Here is a 19,206-nt window from a genome sequence, read left to right on the forward strand (position 1 = left end):
CTTATAAACTCCTGAATTAGACATACAATCTATAAACACTACTCCACTAGCAGGAGGTCCGAATTTAGGTATGTATGATAGAACTTTGTTGTACCAAGCCTTTGAATATTCTTCTAAGAAGTTAATCTTAGCTGTTGTACCCACATTGATAGGATCCTGACTATCAATACATTCTTTACTGCCATACACAAAATTACATAGCTGTTTTTCCGATTTCACTAACAATTACCTTCTTCTTCTTTTCTATCAATTATACACAAAAAATCGCTTCAAAATGATCAAATTAACAAAATAAGTTTTATCTATAAATAAATGATATTAACTCAAAATTTTTGTAGATCAATGAGTTAATTATTTTCACTTATCAGCTAGTAAGAGGCTCTAAATTTAATTACTACTGATTACTATAATTAATATTGATGATACGCAAAAACGAATAAAATCCAATTGATATCTATGCTCAAGTAAAACCTCCTATGGTTGAGGATATAGGTAAGAAATTCGCTAATTATATTGGTTTCCAGACGGTGTAAATTCCGGTGTAACAAAAGAAAACATATAAACAAAAAAAGCTAGAAACCCCATATATCAAGGTTTCTAGCTTATAAACAAGTATTACCCCACAGACCCTTCCATCTCATACTGAATCAGACGGTTCAACTCTACAGCGTATTCCATTGGTAATTCCTTCGTAAATGGTTCCACAAATCCCATAACGATCATTTCAGTCGCTTCTTGTTCTGAAATTCCGCGACTCATCAGATAGTACAATTGTTCTTCGGAAATTTTTGATACCTTCGCTTCGTGTTCCAAAGAAACATTCCCATTCAAGATTTCATTGTACGGAATCGTATCTGAGCTTGAGCGGTCGTCCATGATGATCGTATCGCATTCGATGTGGCTGAATGAGCCGGCACTGTTTCGACCGAAGCGGACGGTTCCGCGATAGTCTACTGCACCGCCATCTTTCGCGATGGATTTTGAAACGATCGTACTTGAAGTGTTTGGTGCGTTGTGAATCATACGGGCACCATTATCCAGCACGATATTTTTTCCGGCTACAGCGATCGACAGCATCGTTCCGCGAGCGCCATTGCCTTCCATATACACACTTGGGTATTTCATGGTTACTTTTGAGCCTAAGTTGCCGTCGACCCATTCCATGGTCGCATTTTCTTGAGCTTGTCCACGCTTGGTTTCCAAGCTGTAAACGTTGTTCGACCAGTTTTGAATCGTCGTGTAACGGCAATAGCCGTCTTTTTTAACGAACACTTCGACGACTGCGGCATGCAGGCTGTCAGAAGAGTAGGTTGGCGCTGTACAGCCTTCAACATAGTTGATGCTTGCGCCTTCGTCCACGATGATCAAGGTCCGTTCAAACTGTCCGGTATTCGCGGAGTTGATTCGGAAGTACGACTGGATCGGAATATCCGTCTTCACACCTTTTGGTACATAGATGAACGTACCGCCTGACCAAGCCGCTGAGTTTAGCGCCGCCAGTTTGTTGTCTGATGGAGGAACCAATGTCCCAAAATATTCCTTGAATAATTCAGGATACTCCTTCAAGGCTGAATCGGTATCGGTGAAGACGATCCCTAATTTGGTGAACTCGTCTTTCATGTTGTGATATACCACTTCTGATTCGTATTGGGCAGAGGCACCAGCCAAGTAGGCACGTTCCGCTTCAGGAATCCCTAAACGTTCAAACGTGGTTTTGATTTCTTCTGGCACATCGTCCCAATCGCGCGCTGGTTTGTCGCTTGAACGGATGAAGTAATTGATTTTATCGTAATCCAAGTCGGACAGATCAGGTCCATAATTGGGCATCTCTAATTTTCTGAATGTTTCTAGCGATTTCAAACGGAAATCCAACATCCATTCTGGTTCTCCTTTTGCGCGGGAGATTTCGCGAATAACTTCTTCGGAGAGACCTTCACCTGTTGTAAAAACGGGCTCGATGTCATCGTGGAAGCCAAATTGATATTCCTCTTGCATTTCAGGTACACTCATGTATTCCCGCTCCTTATTCGTTTTAATGTATTTCTATTCTTACTAATCTTTATGAAATTGTCCTTCTCGGGCTTTGCCTTGTTCGCTGGTCAGCGCCTTGCCTAGTGCTTTCCAGGCTAGCGTCGAGCATTTGATACGGGCGGGGAATTTTGCGACCCCGCTGAGCATCGCTGCATCGCCCAACTCTTCTTCGTCTTTTTCTGGAATCTCATTGCCTTGGACCATTTGGGCAAAGATCACGGCCAAATGTTCTGCTTCTGAGACAGGCTTGCCGATCACAACATCGGTCATCATGGAAGCACTGGCTGTGGAGATCGAACAGCCGCTGCCGGAAAATGCGATGTCGGTGATCACGTCGTCTTTCACGATCAATTCAAGTTCGATCACATCGCCGCAGGTGGGATTGTTCATCTCGATCGTTCGCGTCGAATCACTCAACTTTCCACGGTGATGGGGATGCGAGGAATGGTCCAAGATCACCTGACGATATAAATTGTCTAATTTAGAGAGCGCCATCTTTGAAAAACTCCTTCGTCGCCTGAATTGCTTCGATCAAACGGTCCGCATCTTCTTTTGTATTGTAGAAATAGAAGCTGGCCCGCGCCGTAGCTGGCAGATTCAAATAGTTCATTAAAGGTTGTGCACAGTGGTGTCCCGCACGTACCGCGACACCTTCCATATCTAAAGCGGTCGCTACATCATGAGGATGAATCCCCTCCAGATTAAAAGCGATCACGCCGGTATGCTGTTCTGGATCTTGCGGCCCATAGACCGTTACACCGCCGATTGCCTGGAGCTTCGGCAACACGTAGGCAACCAATTCCTGCTCGTAGCGGTGGATATTTTCCATCCCGATCTCGTTCAAATAATCGATTGCCGCACCTAAAGCGATCGCTCCAGCGATATTAGGTGTCCCTGCTTCAAATTTCCATGGCAATTCCTTCCATGTGCTTTCGTAAAGGTTCACGAAATCGATCATCTCGCCGCCAAATTCCACAGGTTCCATTTGCTCTAACCACTGGCGTTTGCCATATAATACACCGATTCCGGTTGGTCCGCACATCTTATGCCCGCTAAAGGCAAAGAAATCTGCATCCAGCTCTTGGACATCCACGGTCATATGTGGTGCTGCTTGTGCGCCATCCACGATCATTACCGCGTTGTTTGCATGAGCCAACTCCGTTAATTCTTTGATTGGATTGATCACGCCAAGAACATTTGACACGTAAGCCAAGGAGACGATCGCCGTTTTTTCGTTGATGATCTCTTTTACAGCAGCGCTATCAAGAAAGCCTTCCGCTGTTAATGGCACATACCGCAACGTCGCTCCCTTGCGTTCAGCTAATTGCTGCCACGGAATGATATTGGAGTGATGCTCCATATAAGAAATCACGATCTCATCGCCTTCTTTAAGGAAAGCATCGCCATAGCTGCGGGCCAACCAGTTCAAGCCAGTTGTCGTTCCCCGCGTAAACAGCACTTCCGCTGTTTCTTTGGCATTGATGAAGGCGCGGACTTTTTCACGACTGTCCTCATAATCTTTTGTCGCCCGCTCGGCTAGCGTATGCACACCACGGTGAACATTGGCATTATCATGTTCATAATAATGACGTAATACATCCAAGACTTGTATCGGCTTTTGTGTAGTGGCCGCGTTGTCTAAATAAACAAGTGGTTCATCATTTACTTCTTGGAAAAGAATCGGAAAATCTTTTCTAATAGTAGAAAACTCCCTCATTATTTGCTCAACTTCCCTTCGATCGTCGCGATCAATTGCTCTTGAGTGGCTTTGACAGGAATAGCAGTGATTACAGGTCCTAAGAATCCACGGATAACTAAACGTTCCGCCGCCGCTTTTTCAAGCCCACGACTCATTAAATAGAAGAGTTCATCTGGGTCGACACGACCAACACTGGCCGCGTGTCCGGCAGTGACTTCATTTTCGTCGATCAATAAAATAGGGTTGGCGTCGCCCCGTGATTTTTCAGAAAGCATCAATACACGACTTTCTTGTTGGGCATCCGCGCCTTTTGCGCCTTTTAAAATATGCCCGATCCCATTAAAGGTCAAGGTTGATTTTTCTAAGATAACGCCGTGCTGCAAAATGTGCCCGATCGTATGAGGGACTTTATTCGTTACACGCGTGTCGATTCCTTGGATTTGCTTACCATCGCTGATCGCAACGATCTTCACTTCCGCATGAGAGCCTTCACCCACTAAATCTGAGTCAAAGTCTGCGATCACATTGCCGTCATTCATGATACCGATTGCCCAGTCGATCATCGAATCACGCATCAGATAGCCGCGTCGGTTCATGTAAGTCGCGATATTTGCCCCCATCGAATCCACTGCTGAGAATTTCACTCGCGCGCCTGGTTTGGTGATGACTTCGACGACTACATTTCCTGAAAGCTTCTTCGCTGCATCGCCTTGAGATTCAAAGCGTTCTAAATAAGAGAATTCACTGTTGTCTCCAGCCACGATCAAGACATGCTTGAAGAAGTGAGCATCGTCGTCACCGTTGTGCAAGAATAAACTTTCGATCGGTTCTTCGATCACGACATTCTTCGGCACATATAAGAAGACACCGTTGTTCATGAAGGCTGCATGAAGAGCCGTCAGTGAATTTTCTTCTACTGGTACAGCCTTTTGCATATAATATTCTTGGACTAGCTCAGGATGCTCCTGCATCGCAGTCACTAAGTCCGTGAAGATCACACCTTGATCCGCCAATTTTGGTGAAATCTGTTCGAAGACAGTGGTTTCACCTGCTTGTACAATCATCGGATTGTCTTTCATTTGATCAAAGCTTGGGATCGTTCCCGTTGCTTCTTGATGTTCAGGCTTTACATTGTATAGGTTCCAACGAGCGAATTTTACCTTTTCAATGACAGGCAAAGGCAATTCGTCGATCTTGTTTAACGCATTGACCCGCAAATCAGTCATCCATTGAGGTTCGGCCCATTCGGCTGAGAAAGCTTTGACGGCCTCAAGATATTCTGTCCATTTTTTCATCTATCTTGCCCTCCTAAACTTCTTCTTTGTAATCAATACCTAATTCAGCAGAGATCCCTGCGTAGCCTTCAGCTTCCAAGCGTTTCGCTAAGTCTGCATCTCCGGTCAAGACTACTCGACCATCCATCATGATATGCACCACATCTGGTACGATGTAATTCAATAGACGTTGGTAATGGGTAATGATCAAAGCACCAAAGGTATCTCCGCGCATTTCATTGATCCCTTTAGCAACCACTTTCAAGGCATCGATATCTAACCCTGAGTCGATTTCATCTAGAATCGCAAAGGTTGGTTCGATCATTAATAATTGTAAAATTTCGTTGCGTTTCTTTTCTCCACCAGAGAAGCCTTCATTCAAATAGCGTTCCGCCATTTCTTCTGGCATGTTCAACAATTCCATTTTTTTATCCAATTTTTTCAAGAACTGCATCACAGAGATTTTGTCCTCTTCTTCACGACGAGCATTCATCGCTGCCCGCATGAATTCGGCATTACTGATCCCTGGAATTTCACTTGGGTATTGCATCGCTAAGAACAATCCTAAGCGCGCACGCTCATCGACTTCCAAGTCCAAGATATTTTTGCCATCGAAAAGGACCTCGCCCTTCGTCACTTCATAGTTTGGGTTCCCCATGATCGCTGCTGACAGCGTGGATTTCCCTGTCCCATTCGGACCCATGATCGCGTGGATCTCCCCTGTTTTCATTACAAGGTTTACACCTTTTAAGATTTCTTTATCCTCAATGGCAACGTGCAAGTCTTTGATTTCTAAAACTGACATGAAAGTACCTCCAAAATTTTTTTCTCGTTCTCACATATTTTAATCTAAATGAGAATGGAATACAAACCGATTCACCAAGTTTCTTCCTAAAAACGACCCTTTATTTAGAATAATTATAAAATTGCTTCGTGGACTCCTTCTACTCTGAATCATCAAAAAGTCGTTCCATAAAGGCTGCTTCTGTTAATTTTTCTGTCGACTCTTGATAATGGAAGAACGCCGGCTTCTGATCGTAAAAGATTTCTTCCTTCAGCATGGCGTGATCCAATGCCTCGAACAGCCCTGCTGGAAAATAATACGTATCATCCGCCAAACTGTGGTAGAACAAGCTGCTGCCGCATACCTTGCATGAGCCTCGTTCCGCCCACTCTGAAGACATAAAACGTCGGATCTTTGTCTCGCCCTGCATCACAAAGGCTTCAGGCAAGATTCCCGGCAACGACAAAAACGGGCCTCCAAAAAATTTTTGACACATATGACAATGACAAACCGTGATTTCTTCTGCTATTTCAGGAATAACGATGTTTACTTTACCACACAAACAGCTTCCTGCTGCATTCATTTTCTCCACGTCCTCTCTGTATCTTCTTATATTCAGTGTAACAGCTCACAGTCTGTAAAACAGAGTTTTTTCTGACCGCCGCGCCCGTCTCACCTCTAGTATTCTCTGTCTCGAGACAAACAAAAAAGACCACGCCCGATTGACCGGCGTGGTCCTTGAAGAAAGAGCGTTAAACTTATTTATCGACGGGTTTTACAGAACCGTCCCATTTTTCTAAGATCCAATCTTGCACGTCTTTCTCATGTAAGACTTTGACTAATTTTTGAATACGAGGGTCGTCCTTGTCTTCTGTGCGCACTGCTAAGATATTCGCATAAGGTGACGTATCTTTTTCAAGCAATACGGCATCTTTGACTGGATTCAAGCCCGCACCGTAAGCAAAGTTCGCATTGATCGCTACTAGGTCGCCTTCGTCATTGCTGTAGGTCGTCGCCAACAAAGCTGGATCAATTGAATGATCGAATTTCAATTTTTTAGGATTTTCAGCAATATCATCAAACGTTGCTGTTTCTAAATCAACGCCGTCCTTCACTTTCACTAAACCAGCATCCTGCAAGATCGTAATGATCCGGCCCCAGTCTGATTCAGAGCTGGACGTGATCACCGTTGCGCCTTCTTTTAGATCCTTGATGTCTTTGATTTTCTTAGAGTACAAGCCCATTGGTTCGATGTGGATCGCACCGGCATCGGTGAATTTGTAATCATTTTCCTTCACAGCCTTTTCAAAGAATGGCTTATGTTGGAAATAGTTCGCGTCAATGTCTTTATCTGCTAATGCTTTGTTTGGCAGTACATAATCATCAAATTTTTTGACTTCTAATTTGATGCCCTCTTTTTCAAGCAATGGTTTTACGTGTTCTAAAATTTCTGCGTGCGGTGTAGGAGATGCCCCTACAACTAATGTATCGCTTTTTTCTTTACTGCTGCTGTCAGAAGAAGCAGAGTTGTTATTTCCACAAGCTGCTAATCCGATCGTTAATAACCCTACTGCTGCAAAACCTAAAATTTTCTTTTTCATTGGTAGTTCCTCCTAAGTAGTATTGTTTTATTTTTAAGAATAATAGCTATTCTGTGTTAACGCTTGTCCGTCCGTTTAGTTAAGAAGTCACCGATTCCTTGAACGATAAAGACGATGATCAAAATGATCACTGTCGCTACCAGTGTCACGGTATAATTGCCTCGTTGATACCCTTCTTGCCATGCCAGCGCACCTAATCCTCCTGCACCAATGGCCCCAGCCATCGCTGTAAAACCAATCATCGATACAGATGTCACTGTCAGACCTGAGATCAATGCAGGCAAGCTTTCAGGGATCAGCACTTTGTAGATCGTTTGAAAATAGCTGGCTCCCATTGCATCGGCTGCTTCTAAGACACCAGAATCAACCTCACGAAACGCAATCTCGACCAATCGCGCATAAAACGGTGCTGCGGATAATACAAGTGCTGGAATTGCTGCTTTTGCCCCCAGCATCGTGCCCACTAACGCTTTCGTAAATGGAATGATCAATACCATCAAAATCATGAAGGGCGTTGACCGGAAAATATTGCTGAGAATCGAGACCAAACTATATAAAATACTGCGAGCCGCAGAATGCTTTCTCCCTAAGGAGTAAAGCAGCAAGCCCAATAACAGACCTAGAACAAATACGATCAGCATGGATATAACTGTCATGAACAAGGTGTCATTGATTGCTTCCTTTAAGGTATCCCAAGAAACCTGTTGAAAATTTAAATACGTTTCTGAAAAACTTTTATCCACGATGCAGCACCTCCACTCCAACTTGCTGACTTTCAATAAAGGAGATAGCCTCTGTGATACTGTCTGCGTCACCCGCAAATTGAACCGTCAGTGTTCCAAAAGAACTTCCTGTCGCACGTTCGATATTTCCATAAACTATACTGATGTTAATTGGAAATTTACGAATGGCTTGAGACACCACAGGCTCATTGGCATTATTTTCTAAGAAATGCAATGTTGCCAAAGTACCCGTTGGATTTTCCTTGATAAATTCTTTTAGTAATTCCGATGGATCTGCTTTTGGTTCAAGATCCTGCTGAACGAAAATTTTCGTTACGTCCTGTTGCGGGTGGCGGAAAACTTCGCGAACCGAGCCTTCCTCTACGATTTTTCCTAATTCCATCACCGCTACCTTGTTGCAGATTTTACGGATCACGTTCATTTCATGCGTGATCAACACGATCGTCAGCCCTAGTTTCTTATTGATATTGGCTAATAGCTCTAAAACCTCTTCTGTCGTCTGAGGGTCTAGTGCGCTGGTTGCTTCGTCACAAAGCAGGATATCTGGATCATTTGCTAAGGCTCTGGCGATACCGACCCGCTGTTTTTGTCCGCCGGATAATTGAGAGGGATACGCATCGCCTCTGCCGTCGAGTCCGACCAGATTAAGTAACTCTTCCGCCTTTTTACGACGCTGCTCTTTTGAAACACCCGCCAATTCTAGCGGCAATTGGATATTTTCGATCACTGTCCGCGACCACAATAAATTGAAATGCTGAAAGATCATTCCAACCTTTTTCCGAAAGGTTCGTAATGCTGAACCCTGCAATGCTGCGACATCCTCACCATTGACTAAAACTTGCCCCGCCGTTGGTGCTTCCAATCCATTTAATAATCGAACCAATGTGCTCTTTCCAGCACCTGAATAACCGACAATACCATAGACATCCTTTTCTTCGATCGCTAAATTGATCCCATCGACTGCGTGGATCGGTCCTTTTTTACCGGCAAAACTTTTTCCTACTTGATTTAACTCAATCAACGCCATGATTCTTACTTCCTTTCTCGATAACTGATTAGCTTACAGCTAGTTCAGATATGTAACTATTTTTCATTTCGCTTGTCATTGGACTAATCTGCGTCAATTTTGATGAAGCAGTTTGACAGCTACCTCGTTGTAATGAATTTATTTTTCCAAATGCGGGAAAAATAATTCTATTCTCGTTACGCATATCATCCAACTAAAGCACGCTTATCCTTATAAAGCTTCAAGATTTCATTTTGTTAGTCCAATTTTGAGTTACTGCGAAAAGCAGAACAGACAGCTATCTCGGATGAATAGTAATCATTTTTCGAAAACCACGAAAAATGAATCTGATTCTCGCTACGCATACGATTCCACTAAAGCGCTCGACACTTTTGATCGCCTCGATTTTTTATAACGTTGAGGCTAACAATGTATACTGCGAAAAGCAGAACAGACAAAAAAACTTCCGCCCTAAAAATGTACAAATGTACATTTAGGACGAAAGCTTTGACTTCCGTGTTACCACCTAATATTTGTTCTGACCTTACGATCACAACCTCTACCAGTACTTGCTATACGCGTATACTGAGGTGCTGTAACGGGCACTCCCGTGATAGACTTGGCACACGCTTCGTCCATCCTGCTCAAAGACCATTTTCCATCTCATTACTGCAACCCCTTTTCAGCATACCGGAGCTCTCTTTGTACTTTAATCAGATGTACTTTTCTTTTCATCGCTTTCTCATGTGTATGAAAGGATTATATCAGGCAGATTTTATCCTGTCAAACATCAAATGAAAAATTTCTTTATAAGTTTTCAAACTCGCTGACTTCAACTTCCCGTAAGGAAAGAATCCAAGCATCCAGTTCTTCTTTGCCATTTAAAGCTGCAGGATCAGCGCTCACTTTTTCACTGATAGAAGACACTACACCCGTCAATGGGCTTTTGAATTCTTGTACTGCCTTTTCTGCTTCAATCTCAACTAACGGTTCACCAGCTTTGACAGCTTGTCCGATTTTCGGCAGTGAAATGAATGTCACGTCACCTAATGTCTCCGCCATTTCAGCTGTTAGACCCATGCAATAATCTTTGTCGTTGTGCAAGATCCATAAACCATCATTTTTTTTCAAGTAAGTCATTTATTTAGAACGTCCTTTCGTAAGTTGCTTCTTTAAATCCATTCAACAAAAATTGATCCTTGTTGATCAGTAATGGGCGCTTCACCAGCATCCCGTCACTTGCTAGTAATTCACTGGCTTCTTCCACCGACAGCTCATCCATCTTATCCTTTAACCCCAATTCACGGTATTTCATGCCGCTAGTATTAAAGAATCTGCGGATAGGCAATTCGCTGCTGGACAGCCATTTCTCAAAGCTGGCAGCTGAGGGTGTGTCTTGCACCAGATCGATCGTTTCGTAAGCGACGCCGGCTTGATCTAGCCAAGCTTTCGCTTTACGACAGGTAGAACATTTTGGATACCAATAAAATTTAAGCACGGCGTGTCCTCCTCATAGGTTGCTTGTTCGCGCTTTGATAACGCATCGATAAAATCAGCCCAATACCAATCATATTCCCTAAGATAGATGATCCCCCTTGGCTGATAAAAGGAAGCGGGATACCCGTCAATGGCAGCAAACCAATGTTCGCACCAATATTTTCAAAGACATGGAAGAGCATCATCATAACGATTCCTGACGCAATATACGCGTAGAATTCATTATTCATGTCAAAGCATAGTCGAATCATACGATAAATCAAAACAAAATACACTAAAATCACAAAAGCCCCGCCAATGAAACCAAAATTCTCTCCGATCACTGTGAAGATCATATCAGATTCACGCACAGGCACATACACGTTGCTGACATTGTAACCCGTTCCGAAAATCCCACCAGAACCGATGGCCATTAATGCATGAGCCAGTTGGAAACTTTTTCCTTGCGGATCATGAAAAGGGTCCAACCAAGAATCGATCCGAGCAAATTGGTAATTTTTAAAGCCAATACGAGTCAGTAATTCACGACCTGAATCCGTCGTAACAAAAAAGATCAACGTCCCGCCTAAAACGACGGCTAAAATAAGCGTCGGCACTAAAATCAACCATGAGATACCAGACATTAAAAACATACCTGAAAAAATGGCAAGGAAGACCAGCATCGTACCGAAATCCTTTTGTGCCAATACTAAGCCAAAGACCGGGATCGTCACCAAAATCATTTTAACGATCAACAATGCATCTGTTTTTAAAGTATGTATTTTGTTCGATACATTGTGTTTCGTAATAATCAGTGCCAGCATCAATATATATGCGATCTTCATTAATTCGGAAGGCTGAAACGTCAACGTACCAAACTTGAACCAGTTTTTTGAACCTGTCGAAGCCGCAAGTGTCGGATCATAAAATCTCAACAGTGCCAACATGACCGCCAATCCAATCACATATAAAAAGGGCGTCAAGCGCCATAAAAGCTTTGCATCAAAATGTATAATAATAACAATTGCTAGAGCCCCTACCACGTACCAAATAGATTGCATGGCAAGCCCGCGAAAAACATTTGGATCTCTCGGATCATGAGTCAAGGCTACATATAAGGAAAGCAACCCGATCAAACATAATATAAAAACAGGCAAAATGACGCCGTAATCAATCCGACTGTCATCATTATTCTTTCTTAATCTATCCATCGTTCATCTCTTTTCCACCAGTATACTCGCTTTATTATAGACGCTTCTCTTCCCAAAGAAAAGCGGGCATCGCTGACTTTGTAAAATCTTTATTCTTCTTGTGCGTCCCTCCGGAGAAAATAGATCAATCCCCACACACCCAACTGTAAAATACTGAACATCAAGACAAATTGGCATTTTCCAGAATCCCAATTTCCAACCAACAATTTCAAAACAGTGATTGGATGCATGATTAATTCGATCGAGTGGACACGCTCAAAACGCCCAATATATACCGCGATACTAGATAAAAAGGACAGCAGAACCAAACAACCTATTTTTTGTTTCATTTGCAGCTTCAATGCAGCAAATAAGTGAAACACCTGAGCCATACCAGTAAAAACCATCACTAACGCAGGCAGCAATAATAAAAGATACGCCCACCAACCACTAGTATCATTTAAAAAGTGTCCACCTGACTGATAGATGCCCAGTCCGGCAAAGTGAAACAAATCTGTCAGTAAGTAAGGAATATTCGGAAAAAACAATAACCATAAGGGTAAAAAAAGACCGCGCCACTTGTTTTTCATTGTTAAAAAGAACTGCGCAAAAAGGATCGGCAGCCATGCGAGAAAAACATTCAAGCCCATAAAAGAAAATGTTTCTTGTGTAAAGTGCATGAACAAAATATACACGGCAATACTTAGATGGAACACATAGATTTTTTTCATTCTTCTCCCTCAACAGTAGGACTATCTATTCTATAGATGCTTATTCAAATAATATTTTACTTACAAGTACATTCACACTATAGGAAAAAGCCGTCATCATCGAAGGATAGTCCTTGATATGACGGCTTTCATCGTAGTGCCAGCTATAGGATTCGAACCTACGACCTACGCGTTACGAGTGCGTTGCTCTACCAACTGAGCTAAGCTGGCGATTCGTACAAGAGAAATTATAAGAAACTTCTGCCAAAAAGTAAAGTAAGATTCTTCTCAAAAAGCGATTACATGAAAAAAAGTTGAAAATATGCTAAAATTAAGTGTGTTACAACGGATGGTCGTTCTACTCCCCAGTGATGGTTAAACATCAAACTAGACACTGCGGGAACGCTAGACAATCATTCAAGATGCTCATGACAGGATGTTCGATCCAATGAACACCCTAGTATGAAAAAGGAGGCGTTCGAATCAGATGGCTACATTTGGCAAAATAGAGGCACACGTTGATCCTTCCGAAGAAGGGAAAAAATTCCCTGTAAAGACACACGTCCTGTTCACTATTCGCGGTCGGTCTCAGACTGGGATCGTCACTAAACAATTGAAAAACGCAGCAGTCGTTGAGATTGATGAGAAAAAAGGCAATGAGGAACTAATCAATCAATCGAATGGTGTCGTCGTTGTCAATTATAAACAAATGGAAAAAATTTAGGTTTTTCAAGCAAAAAGCGAACCGCTCGAGCGGTTCGCTTCTTTTTTTATTATTTTGTACCGAATAACCGGTCGCCAGCATCGCCTAGACCTGGAACGATGTAGCCTTGTTCGTTCAACTGTTCGTCTAATGCGGCTGTATAGATGTCAACATCTGGGTGTGCTTCTTGTAACGCTTTAACGCCCTCTGGAGCAGCTACTAAACAAACAAATTTCATATTTGAAGCGCCGCGTTTTTTCAATGAATCGATAGACATGATCGCAGAGCCGCCTGTAGCCAGCATTGGGTCAACGATGAATAATTGACGGCTGTCGATGTCTTCAGGCATTTTGAAGAAATATTCGTGTGGTTCTAATGTTTCTTCGTCACGGAACATGCCGATATGTCCAACTTTTGCAGCTGGGATCAATTCTAAAATACCATCTACCATGCCGATACCTGCACGTAAGATCGGCACGATTGCCACTTTCTTACCAGACAAGGTTTTTTGTGTAGATAACGTGATTGGTGTCTCAATTTCAATATCTTCTAAAGGCATGTCGCGAGAGACTTCATAAGCCATCAACATTGCGATTTCATTGACCACTTCACGGAAAACTTTTGTTCCACAATTTTTATCACGAATGATCGTTAATTTGTGTTGAATCAGTGGATGATCAATTACTTGAAATTTTCCCATAATAAATTGCTCCTTTATATTCTGCATTTCTCCTATTATAAGATAACTGCCATCAGAAAACTAGTCTTAATCTGCTTGAATTGGATGAGAATCTGTTAATTCTAATACTTCCTTGCGAATCTCGGCCAATTTTTCTTCATCGCCTTTTGAACGCAATGTTTCTACGATCAACTCAGCCACTTTTTTCGCGTCGTCCTCTTTGAATCCACGACTTGTGATTGCGGGTGTTCCAATGCGAATCCCACTCGTTTCTTTAAAGCTCTTTGATTCAAATGGAATCGAGTTTTTGTTTACAGTGATATGCACAGTGTCCAATAACTCTTCCGCTTCACGCCCAGTAATATCGAAGCCGGTCACTTCGATCAACAATAGATGATTGTCGCTGGCTCCAGAAATGACCCGTGTTTCCGTAGCTTGATTGAACACTTTGACCATCGCCTGTGCATTCTGCAAGACTTGTTCACTGTATCCTTTAAACTCAGGTGCTAAAGCTTCCTTGAAGGCTACAGCTTTTGCCGCAATCACGTGTTCCAATGGTCCGCCTTGCAAGCCTGGGAAAACCGCACTATTGATTTTCTTCGCTAAGTCCGCGTCGTTGGTCAAGATCAGTCCACCACGAGGACCACGTAATGTTTTATGTGTTGTTGATGTAACGACATCTGCATAAGGGACAGGATTAGGATGTAGACCAGTTGCTACTAGACCCGCAATATGTGCCATGTCCACCATTAATTTTGCACCGACTTCATCCGCGATTTCACGGAAGCGGGCAAAGTCAATCGTCCGACTGTATGCGCTGGCGCCTGCTACAATTAATTTAGGCTGATGTTTCCGCGCTAAAATACGAACGACTTCATAGTCGATCGTCTCTGTATGAGGATCTACGCCATAGCTGACAAAATGATACAACTTTCCGCTGACATTCACAGGAGAACCATGAGTCAAATGTCCTCCAGCTGAAAGATCCATCCCTAAAACGGTATCGCCAGGCTGGATCAACGAGAAATATGCCGCTTGATTGGCTTGTGAGCCAGAGTGTGCCTGCACGTTTGCGAATTTCGCATCGAATAATTCTTTCGCACGATCGATCGCTAGATTTTCAACGATATCAACGAATTCACAGCCGCCATAATACCGACGTCCAGGATACCCTTCCGCATATTTGTTCGTTAAGACACTTCCTTGTGCCAAACGTACTGCTTCTGACACGATATTTTCTGAAGCGATCAGCTCGATATTTTGTTCTTGACGCTCCGCTTCTTGTTCAATTGCTCCCCATAGTTCGGGATCTAGTGTTTTATAGTCCATCCCAACGCCACCTTTCAATTTTCTGCTTTAAGTATACGAAAGATTCAACGGATAATCGAATCTTTTGTCTACTTTTCTATAAAATAATTTTGTGCCGCTGCTTTCTTCAATCGATTCATGTACGCCAGACCTAGGTGGTCCTCAGGAAAGACCTCTGCAAATATAACATCCGCTTTTTTGCCCTCATCCAGTGCACGCAGCCCGCTAAACAATCCGCGTGTCGCTGCTTCGATCGTATTGTCCGTGTAGACGAACCGATCCGCTGATAAATAGCTGTCGACGATTTTCGGTGTTGCAAGCAGCCCGACCTTTTTCCCCTGCTTATCCGCCCAATCAAGAGCTTTTTCCCAGTCTCCGGGTTGGATCATCAAGACTTGTGTATCCGGTGAATAGTGTTTGTATTTCATTCCAGGTGCTTTTGGTGTTTCGCTCTCTTTGACTAAATGCTTATCCAACGGCACCTCAATTTCTAGAACTTCTTCAAGCGTTTCTTTCGTTACAGCCCCTGGACGTAAAATCGTTGGGACCTCGCCACTCAAATCTAAAACTGTCGACTCTACACCAATCTGTGTTGCGCCATCGTCTAAGATCCCAGCAATTTTCCCCTTCAGATCATGGTACACGTGCATAGCTGTTGTTGGGCTTGGCTTACCGGAAGTATTCGCACTAGGTCCAACTAAAGGCGCACCTGTTTTTTCAATTAAAGATAATGTTTTTTTATTATCTGGCATTCTAAAAGCTGCTGTGGATAAGCCACCCGTTACAACGGGACTTAACCGCTCCTTTTTAATAGAGAAGATCACTGTTAATGGGCCTGGCCAAAAATTTTTTATGATTTTTTCAGTAAGAGGGTGATAGCTTTCCACAAATTCTTTTGTCATAGAAAAGTCTGCAACATGAACGATCAGCGGGTTATCACTCGGTCGTCCTTTGACGGCGAAAACCTGTTTCACAGACTCTGGCAAAAGCGCGTTAGCTCCTAGTCCATAGACCGTTTCCGTTGGAAAGGCCACCAATTCTCCTTGACGCAATAATTCTGCCGCTTCGCTTATTTGATCTGATTGAAAAATTTTTGTTTCCACAGCTTCTCCACAGCTCCTTTTTTTGAATTTCCTATTTTAAAAACTTTTTCGTCCGATTTATCCCCGACTTGTGGAAAACCGAATTGTCAAGTGTGTATAACCATGTTGATAACTTTTCCTACTATTAACTATTGGTAGAACAGTGTTCTTTTATTAATTTCCTCGCTAAAAATAATTTTTTTAACTGACAACGATCATTCGATCATTTTTGGACATGTCTTGATGAATCGTCACGGCTTTATCAGGGAATGCTTGTTGAAAAATATCTTGTACAGCATGGCCTTGCTGAAAGCCGATTTCTAAGAAAATCATGCCTTCAGGGGTCAAAAGTGAGCGACCCTCTAAAGCAATTTTTTGATAGATCGCCAACCCTTTATTTTCCGCAAAGAGGGCCGTTTTAGGTTCATACGTACGGACACTTTCATCCATCAGATCCCATTCCTCTTCACTGATATACGGAGGATTACTGATGATGATATCTTGCTTCTCAGTAATAGCTGATAAAACATCGCTTTGTTTGAAGACGATCTCTGTTTGAAGGCTTTCCGCATTTTCCTCAGCGACTATCAAGGCTTCTTTTGAAATATCGACCGCTGTTACTTGCCATTTCGGACGATTCAATTTCAAACTGACTGCAATGGCACCGGTGCCTGTACCGATATCAACCACCTTTTTTCCCTGTTGATCATTCATAGACAAGCACAAAGCAACCAGCTCCTCCGTTTCAGGACGCGGGATCAACGTGTCTTTTGTTACTTTAAAGCGATGCTCGAAGAAGTATTCATACCCCAGTAGATATTGCGGTGGGATATTCTTCATTAGGTCCGCCATGTCCTTTTCAATCAGCAACTCTTCCTCTGCTGAAATTTCTTCTCGCATGTGCAGCAGCCACTGTGTCTTATCCCAATTTTTGCGTGCAAGAAAGAGGTATTCGATCGCGTACCCTTCTTTTCCCGCTGCTTCTAAAAAAGAAGAAGCCCCCGACAGGACTTCTACATACGTTTTAACCATTTTGCATCTCTTCCAGTTTCTGGGTTTGATCGTACATGATCAAAGCATCAATGATCTCATCCATTTTACCAGCTAAGATTTGATCCAGCTTTTGGATCGTTAAGCCGATACGATGATCGGTTACGCGATTTTGCGGGAAGTTGTACGTACGAATACGTTCTGAGCGATCTCCGGTACCAACCGCAGATTTACGACTCGCATCATATTCGCTTTGTGCTTCTTGAGAAATCTTGTCATAGACCCGTGCGCGCAAGATTTTCATTGCCTTTTCACGGTTCTTGATTTGCGAGCGCTCATCCTGCATCGCAACAACGATCCCAGTAGGAATGTGTGTCAAACGAACAGCAGAAGCTGTTTTATTGACGTGCTGTCCACCGGCACCAGATGCATGATAGATATCTGTTCGGATATCTTTATCCGCAATATCGATCTCTACTTCTTCTGCTTCAGGCATGACTACCACTGTAGCCGTCGACGTGTGAATACGTCCTTGCGACTCTGTAGAAGGTACACGTTGTACACGATGTGCGCCGCTTTCGTATTTTAATTTTGAGAAGACGCTGTCTCCAGTGATCATCATGATCACTTCTTTGTATCCGCCGATCCCTGTAACGTTAGCTTCCATGACTTCCGTCTTCCAGCCTTGGCTTTCGGCATATTTCTGATACATATTAAATAGATCCCCCGCAAACAACGCCGCTTCGTCACCACCGGCAGCTCCGCGAATCTCCATAATAATATTTTTATCGTCGTTCGGGTCTTTTGGTAAAAGAAGGATCTTGATTTCATCCTCTAATTCTTCTTTTTCATTCTTTAGATCAGACAATTCTTCTTTGGCCATCTCAGCCATTTCTGCATCTAAATTTTCGCCTAATAATTCTTCCGCATCACTGATACCTTCCACTACTTTTTTGTAACGGCGGTACGTCGCGACTGTATCGCGAGTGTTGGCTTCTTCTTTTGACAGTTGCATGAAACGCTGGGTATCACTGATAACTTCCGGGTCACTCAGTAATTCGCCAAGCTCTTCATAACGATCCTCAATGGCTTGCAGTTGATCGTACATGGATTAAATTCCTCCTGTTTCTTAATAAATAGATTTATTTTATCGTTAGTATTCGACAAAGTGACTCAAAAGTTACTCAGCAGAATGTTCAATTTCTGGATGTAAATAATGTTTACGGCAAACGGGATAGTACGCTTCATTGCCGCCAATCTGGACTTGATCCCCTTCATAGACAGGACGTCCATCGATATAATGCAGGTTCATCGTCGCTTTTTTATGACAGAACCAACAAATCGTCTTCAATTCCTCTAATTTATCCGCGTAAAGTAGTAGATACTTTGACCCTTCAAACATTTCATTTCGGAAATCATTTTTCAATCCGAACGCCATCACTGGAATGTCTAATTCGTCGACGACTTGTGCCAATTGTACGACATGTTCCTTTGATAGAAATTGTGATTCATCAATCAGTATACAATAAGGTTTGTAATCCAGACTTTTGATAAAATCAAAAATATTGGTCTCAGAAAAAATCGGTACCGCAGGACGGCTCAACCCGATCCGACTGGAGATGTTTCCAACACCTTCTCGTGTGTCTAGACCGCTAGTCATTAACACCACCGGTTTATTTTGTTCTTCATAATTATGGGCGACTTTCAAAATCTCGATTGTCTTTCCACTGTTCATCGCACCGTATTTAAAAAAAAGCTGGGCCATTTCTTTGTCACCTTTCCCTTTTGTTCCTATCGTATTATAGCGGAAAAGGCGGATTATTTACAGTAATAATTTTCAAATCCGTTCAGAAACAACACCCTCCTTGATTATTTTTCCTTTGGACATAGCTTATCTTTTAGTGATATAGGAAGTGAATGCTATACTTTT

General features: G+C 42.7%; 21 protein-coding genes, 1 tRNA gene and 1 other annotated feature. Of the genes, 1 reads left to right on the forward strand and 21 read right to left on the reverse strand.

The annotated features are described in order from the left end of the window. From A5868_RS19230 to A5868_RS11145, 15 genes are all read right to left on the reverse strand, one after another. Positions 1–219 (reverse strand): hypothetical protein (locus A5868_RS19230; RefSeq protein ID WP_217867358.1); only part of this gene is annotated, 219 nt, incomplete at its 3' end. A gap of 396 nt (positions 220–615) precedes the next feature. Beyond that, the gene (gene sufB / locus A5868_RS11080; RefSeq protein WP_010780172.1) at positions 616–2,010 is read right to left on the reverse strand and encodes a Fe-S cluster assembly protein SufB; all 1,395 of its coding nucleotides are present in this window, start codon (positions 2,008–2,010) and stop codon (positions 616–618) included. A 42-nt stretch (positions 2,011–2,052) separates the two neighbouring features. Continuing rightward, positions 2,053–2,526, reverse strand: coding sequence for a Fe-S cluster assembly sulfur transfer protein SufU (sufU, locus tag A5868_RS11085; RefSeq protein WP_010780171.1), 474 nt, complete (start codon positions 2,524–2,526; stop codon positions 2,053–2,055). After that, positions 2,513–3,748 carry a cysteine desulfurase gene (locus A5868_RS11090; RefSeq protein ID WP_086303458.1) on the reverse strand — a complete coding sequence of 412 codons (1,236 nt, stop codon included), beginning with the start codon at positions 3,746–3,748 and terminating at the stop codon, positions 2,513–2,515. Before A5868_RS11090 ends, sufU begins: the two co-directional genes overlap by 14 nt. Beyond that, on the reverse strand, positions 3,748–5,025 hold the full coding sequence (gene sufD / locus A5868_RS11095) for a Fe-S cluster assembly protein SufD (RefSeq protein WP_086303457.1): 1,278 nt from the start codon (positions 5,023–5,025) through the stop codon (positions 3,748–3,750). The genes A5868_RS11090 and sufD overlap by 1 nt, the downstream gene beginning before the upstream one ends. A 13-nt stretch (positions 5,026–5,038) precedes the next feature. After that, entirely contained in the window at positions 5,039–5,809 is a 771-nt protein-coding gene (sufC, locus tag A5868_RS11100) for a Fe-S cluster assembly ATPase SufC (protein ID WP_010780168.1), read from the reverse strand. A 139-nt stretch (positions 5,810–5,948) separates the two neighbouring features. Then, positions 5,949–6,371, reverse strand: a complete 423-nt coding sequence (locus A5868_RS11105) for a GFA family protein (protein WP_086303456.1) — start codon at positions 6,369–6,371, stop codon at positions 5,949–5,951. A gap of 175 nt (positions 6,372–6,546) precedes the next feature. Then, positions 6,547–7,389 carry a MetQ/NlpA family ABC transporter substrate-binding protein gene (locus A5868_RS11110; protein ID WP_010780166.1) on the reverse strand — a complete coding sequence of 281 codons (843 nt, stop codon included), beginning with the start codon at positions 7,387–7,389 and terminating at the stop codon, positions 6,547–6,549. A gap of 56 nt (positions 7,390–7,445) precedes the next feature. Further along, complete coding sequence (locus A5868_RS11115) at positions 7,446–8,132, reverse strand: methionine ABC transporter permease (protein WP_086303455.1); 687 nt, start codon at positions 8,130–8,132, stop codon at positions 7,446–7,448. After that, positions 8,125–9,159 carry a methionine ABC transporter ATP-binding protein gene (locus A5868_RS11120; protein ID WP_086303454.1) on the reverse strand — a complete coding sequence of 345 codons (1,035 nt, stop codon included), beginning with the start codon at positions 9,157–9,159 and terminating at the stop codon, positions 8,125–8,127. The genes A5868_RS11115 and A5868_RS11120 overlap by 8 nt, the downstream gene beginning before the upstream one ends. Before the next feature lie 470 nt (positions 9,160–9,629). Next, positions 9,630–9,882: a binding site (T-box leader), on the reverse strand. 63 nt (positions 9,883–9,945) lie between these two features. Then, positions 9,946–10,278, reverse strand: a complete 333-nt coding sequence (locus tag A5868_RS11125; protein ID WP_010780163.1) for a glycine cleavage system protein H — start codon at positions 10,276–10,278, stop codon at positions 9,946–9,948. A gap of 4 nt (positions 10,279–10,282) precedes the next feature. Beyond that, a complete protein-coding gene (locus A5868_RS11130) occupies positions 10,283–10,636 on the reverse strand; it encodes an arsenate reductase family protein (protein ID WP_010780162.1) in 354 nt (117 codons plus the stop codon). Then, complete coding sequence (locus A5868_RS11135; RefSeq protein WP_086303453.1) at positions 10,629–11,825, reverse strand: FtsW/RodA/SpoVE family cell cycle protein; 1,197 nt, start codon at positions 11,823–11,825, stop codon at positions 10,629–10,631. The genes A5868_RS11130 and A5868_RS11135 overlap by 8 nt, the downstream gene beginning before the upstream one ends. An 89-nt stretch (positions 11,826–11,914) precedes the next feature. Next, on the reverse strand, positions 11,915–12,535 hold the full coding sequence (locus A5868_RS11140; RefSeq protein ID WP_086303452.1) for a DUF1361 domain-containing protein: 621 nt from the start codon (positions 12,533–12,535) through the stop codon (positions 11,915–11,917). A gap of 137 nt (positions 12,536–12,672) precedes the next feature. Then, a tRNA-Thr gene (locus A5868_RS11145) sits at positions 12,673–12,745 on the reverse strand. A 256-nt stretch (positions 12,746–13,001) separates the two neighbouring features. Here A5868_RS11145 and A5868_RS11150 point away from each other — a divergent pair. Further along, on the forward strand, positions 13,002–13,238 hold the full coding sequence (locus tag A5868_RS11150) for a hypothetical protein (RefSeq protein ID WP_010780159.1): 237 nt from the start codon (positions 13,002–13,004) through the stop codon (positions 13,236–13,238). Positions 13,239–13,287: 49 nt separating this feature from the next. Here the strand turns inward: A5868_RS11150 and upp are convergent, their stop codons facing one another. The 6 genes from upp to A5868_RS11180 all read right to left on the reverse strand — a co-directional run bounded on the left by upp (position 13,288) and on the right by A5868_RS11180 (position 19,041). Then, positions 13,288–13,917: a uracil phosphoribosyltransferase gene (gene upp / locus A5868_RS11155; RefSeq protein WP_010780158.1), complete on the reverse strand. Its 630-nt coding sequence runs from the start codon at positions 13,915–13,917 to the stop codon at positions 13,288–13,290. A 66-nt stretch (positions 13,918–13,983) separates the two neighbouring features. Next, the gene (gene glyA, locus A5868_RS11160) at positions 13,984–15,225 is read right to left on the reverse strand and encodes a serine hydroxymethyltransferase (RefSeq protein ID WP_086303451.1); all 1,242 of its coding nucleotides are present in this window, start codon (positions 15,223–15,225) and stop codon (positions 13,984–13,986) included. Between the two features lie 68 nt (positions 15,226–15,293). Beyond that, a complete protein-coding gene (locus tag A5868_RS11165; protein WP_086303450.1) occupies positions 15,294–16,307 on the reverse strand; it encodes an L-threonylcarbamoyladenylate synthase in 1,014 nt (337 codons plus the stop codon). A gap of 180 nt (positions 16,308–16,487) precedes the next feature. Next, positions 16,488–17,318 (reverse strand): peptide chain release factor N(5)-glutamine methyltransferase, encoded by an 831-nt coding sequence (prmC, locus tag A5868_RS11170; RefSeq protein ID WP_086303449.1) that lies wholly within the window; start codon positions 17,316–17,318, stop codon positions 16,488–16,490. Beyond that, a complete protein-coding gene (prfA, locus tag A5868_RS11175; protein ID WP_010780154.1) occupies positions 17,311–18,384 on the reverse strand; it encodes a peptide chain release factor 1 in 1,074 nt (357 codons plus the stop codon). Before prfA ends, prmC begins: the two co-directional genes overlap by 8 nt. 72 nt (positions 18,385–18,456) lie before the next feature. Continuing rightward, positions 18,457–19,041: a thymidine kinase gene (locus A5868_RS11180; protein WP_010780153.1), complete on the reverse strand. Its 585-nt coding sequence runs from the start codon at positions 19,039–19,041 to the stop codon at positions 18,457–18,459. Between the last annotated feature and the right edge of the window lie 165 nt (positions 19,042–19,206).

The sequence above is a fragment of the Enterococcus sp. 12F9_DIV0723 genome (assembly GCF_002174375.1).
In the GTDB taxonomy this organism is placed as follows: Bacteria; Bacillota; Bacilli; order Lactobacillales; family Enterococcaceae; genus Enterococcus_A; species Enterococcus_A gilvus.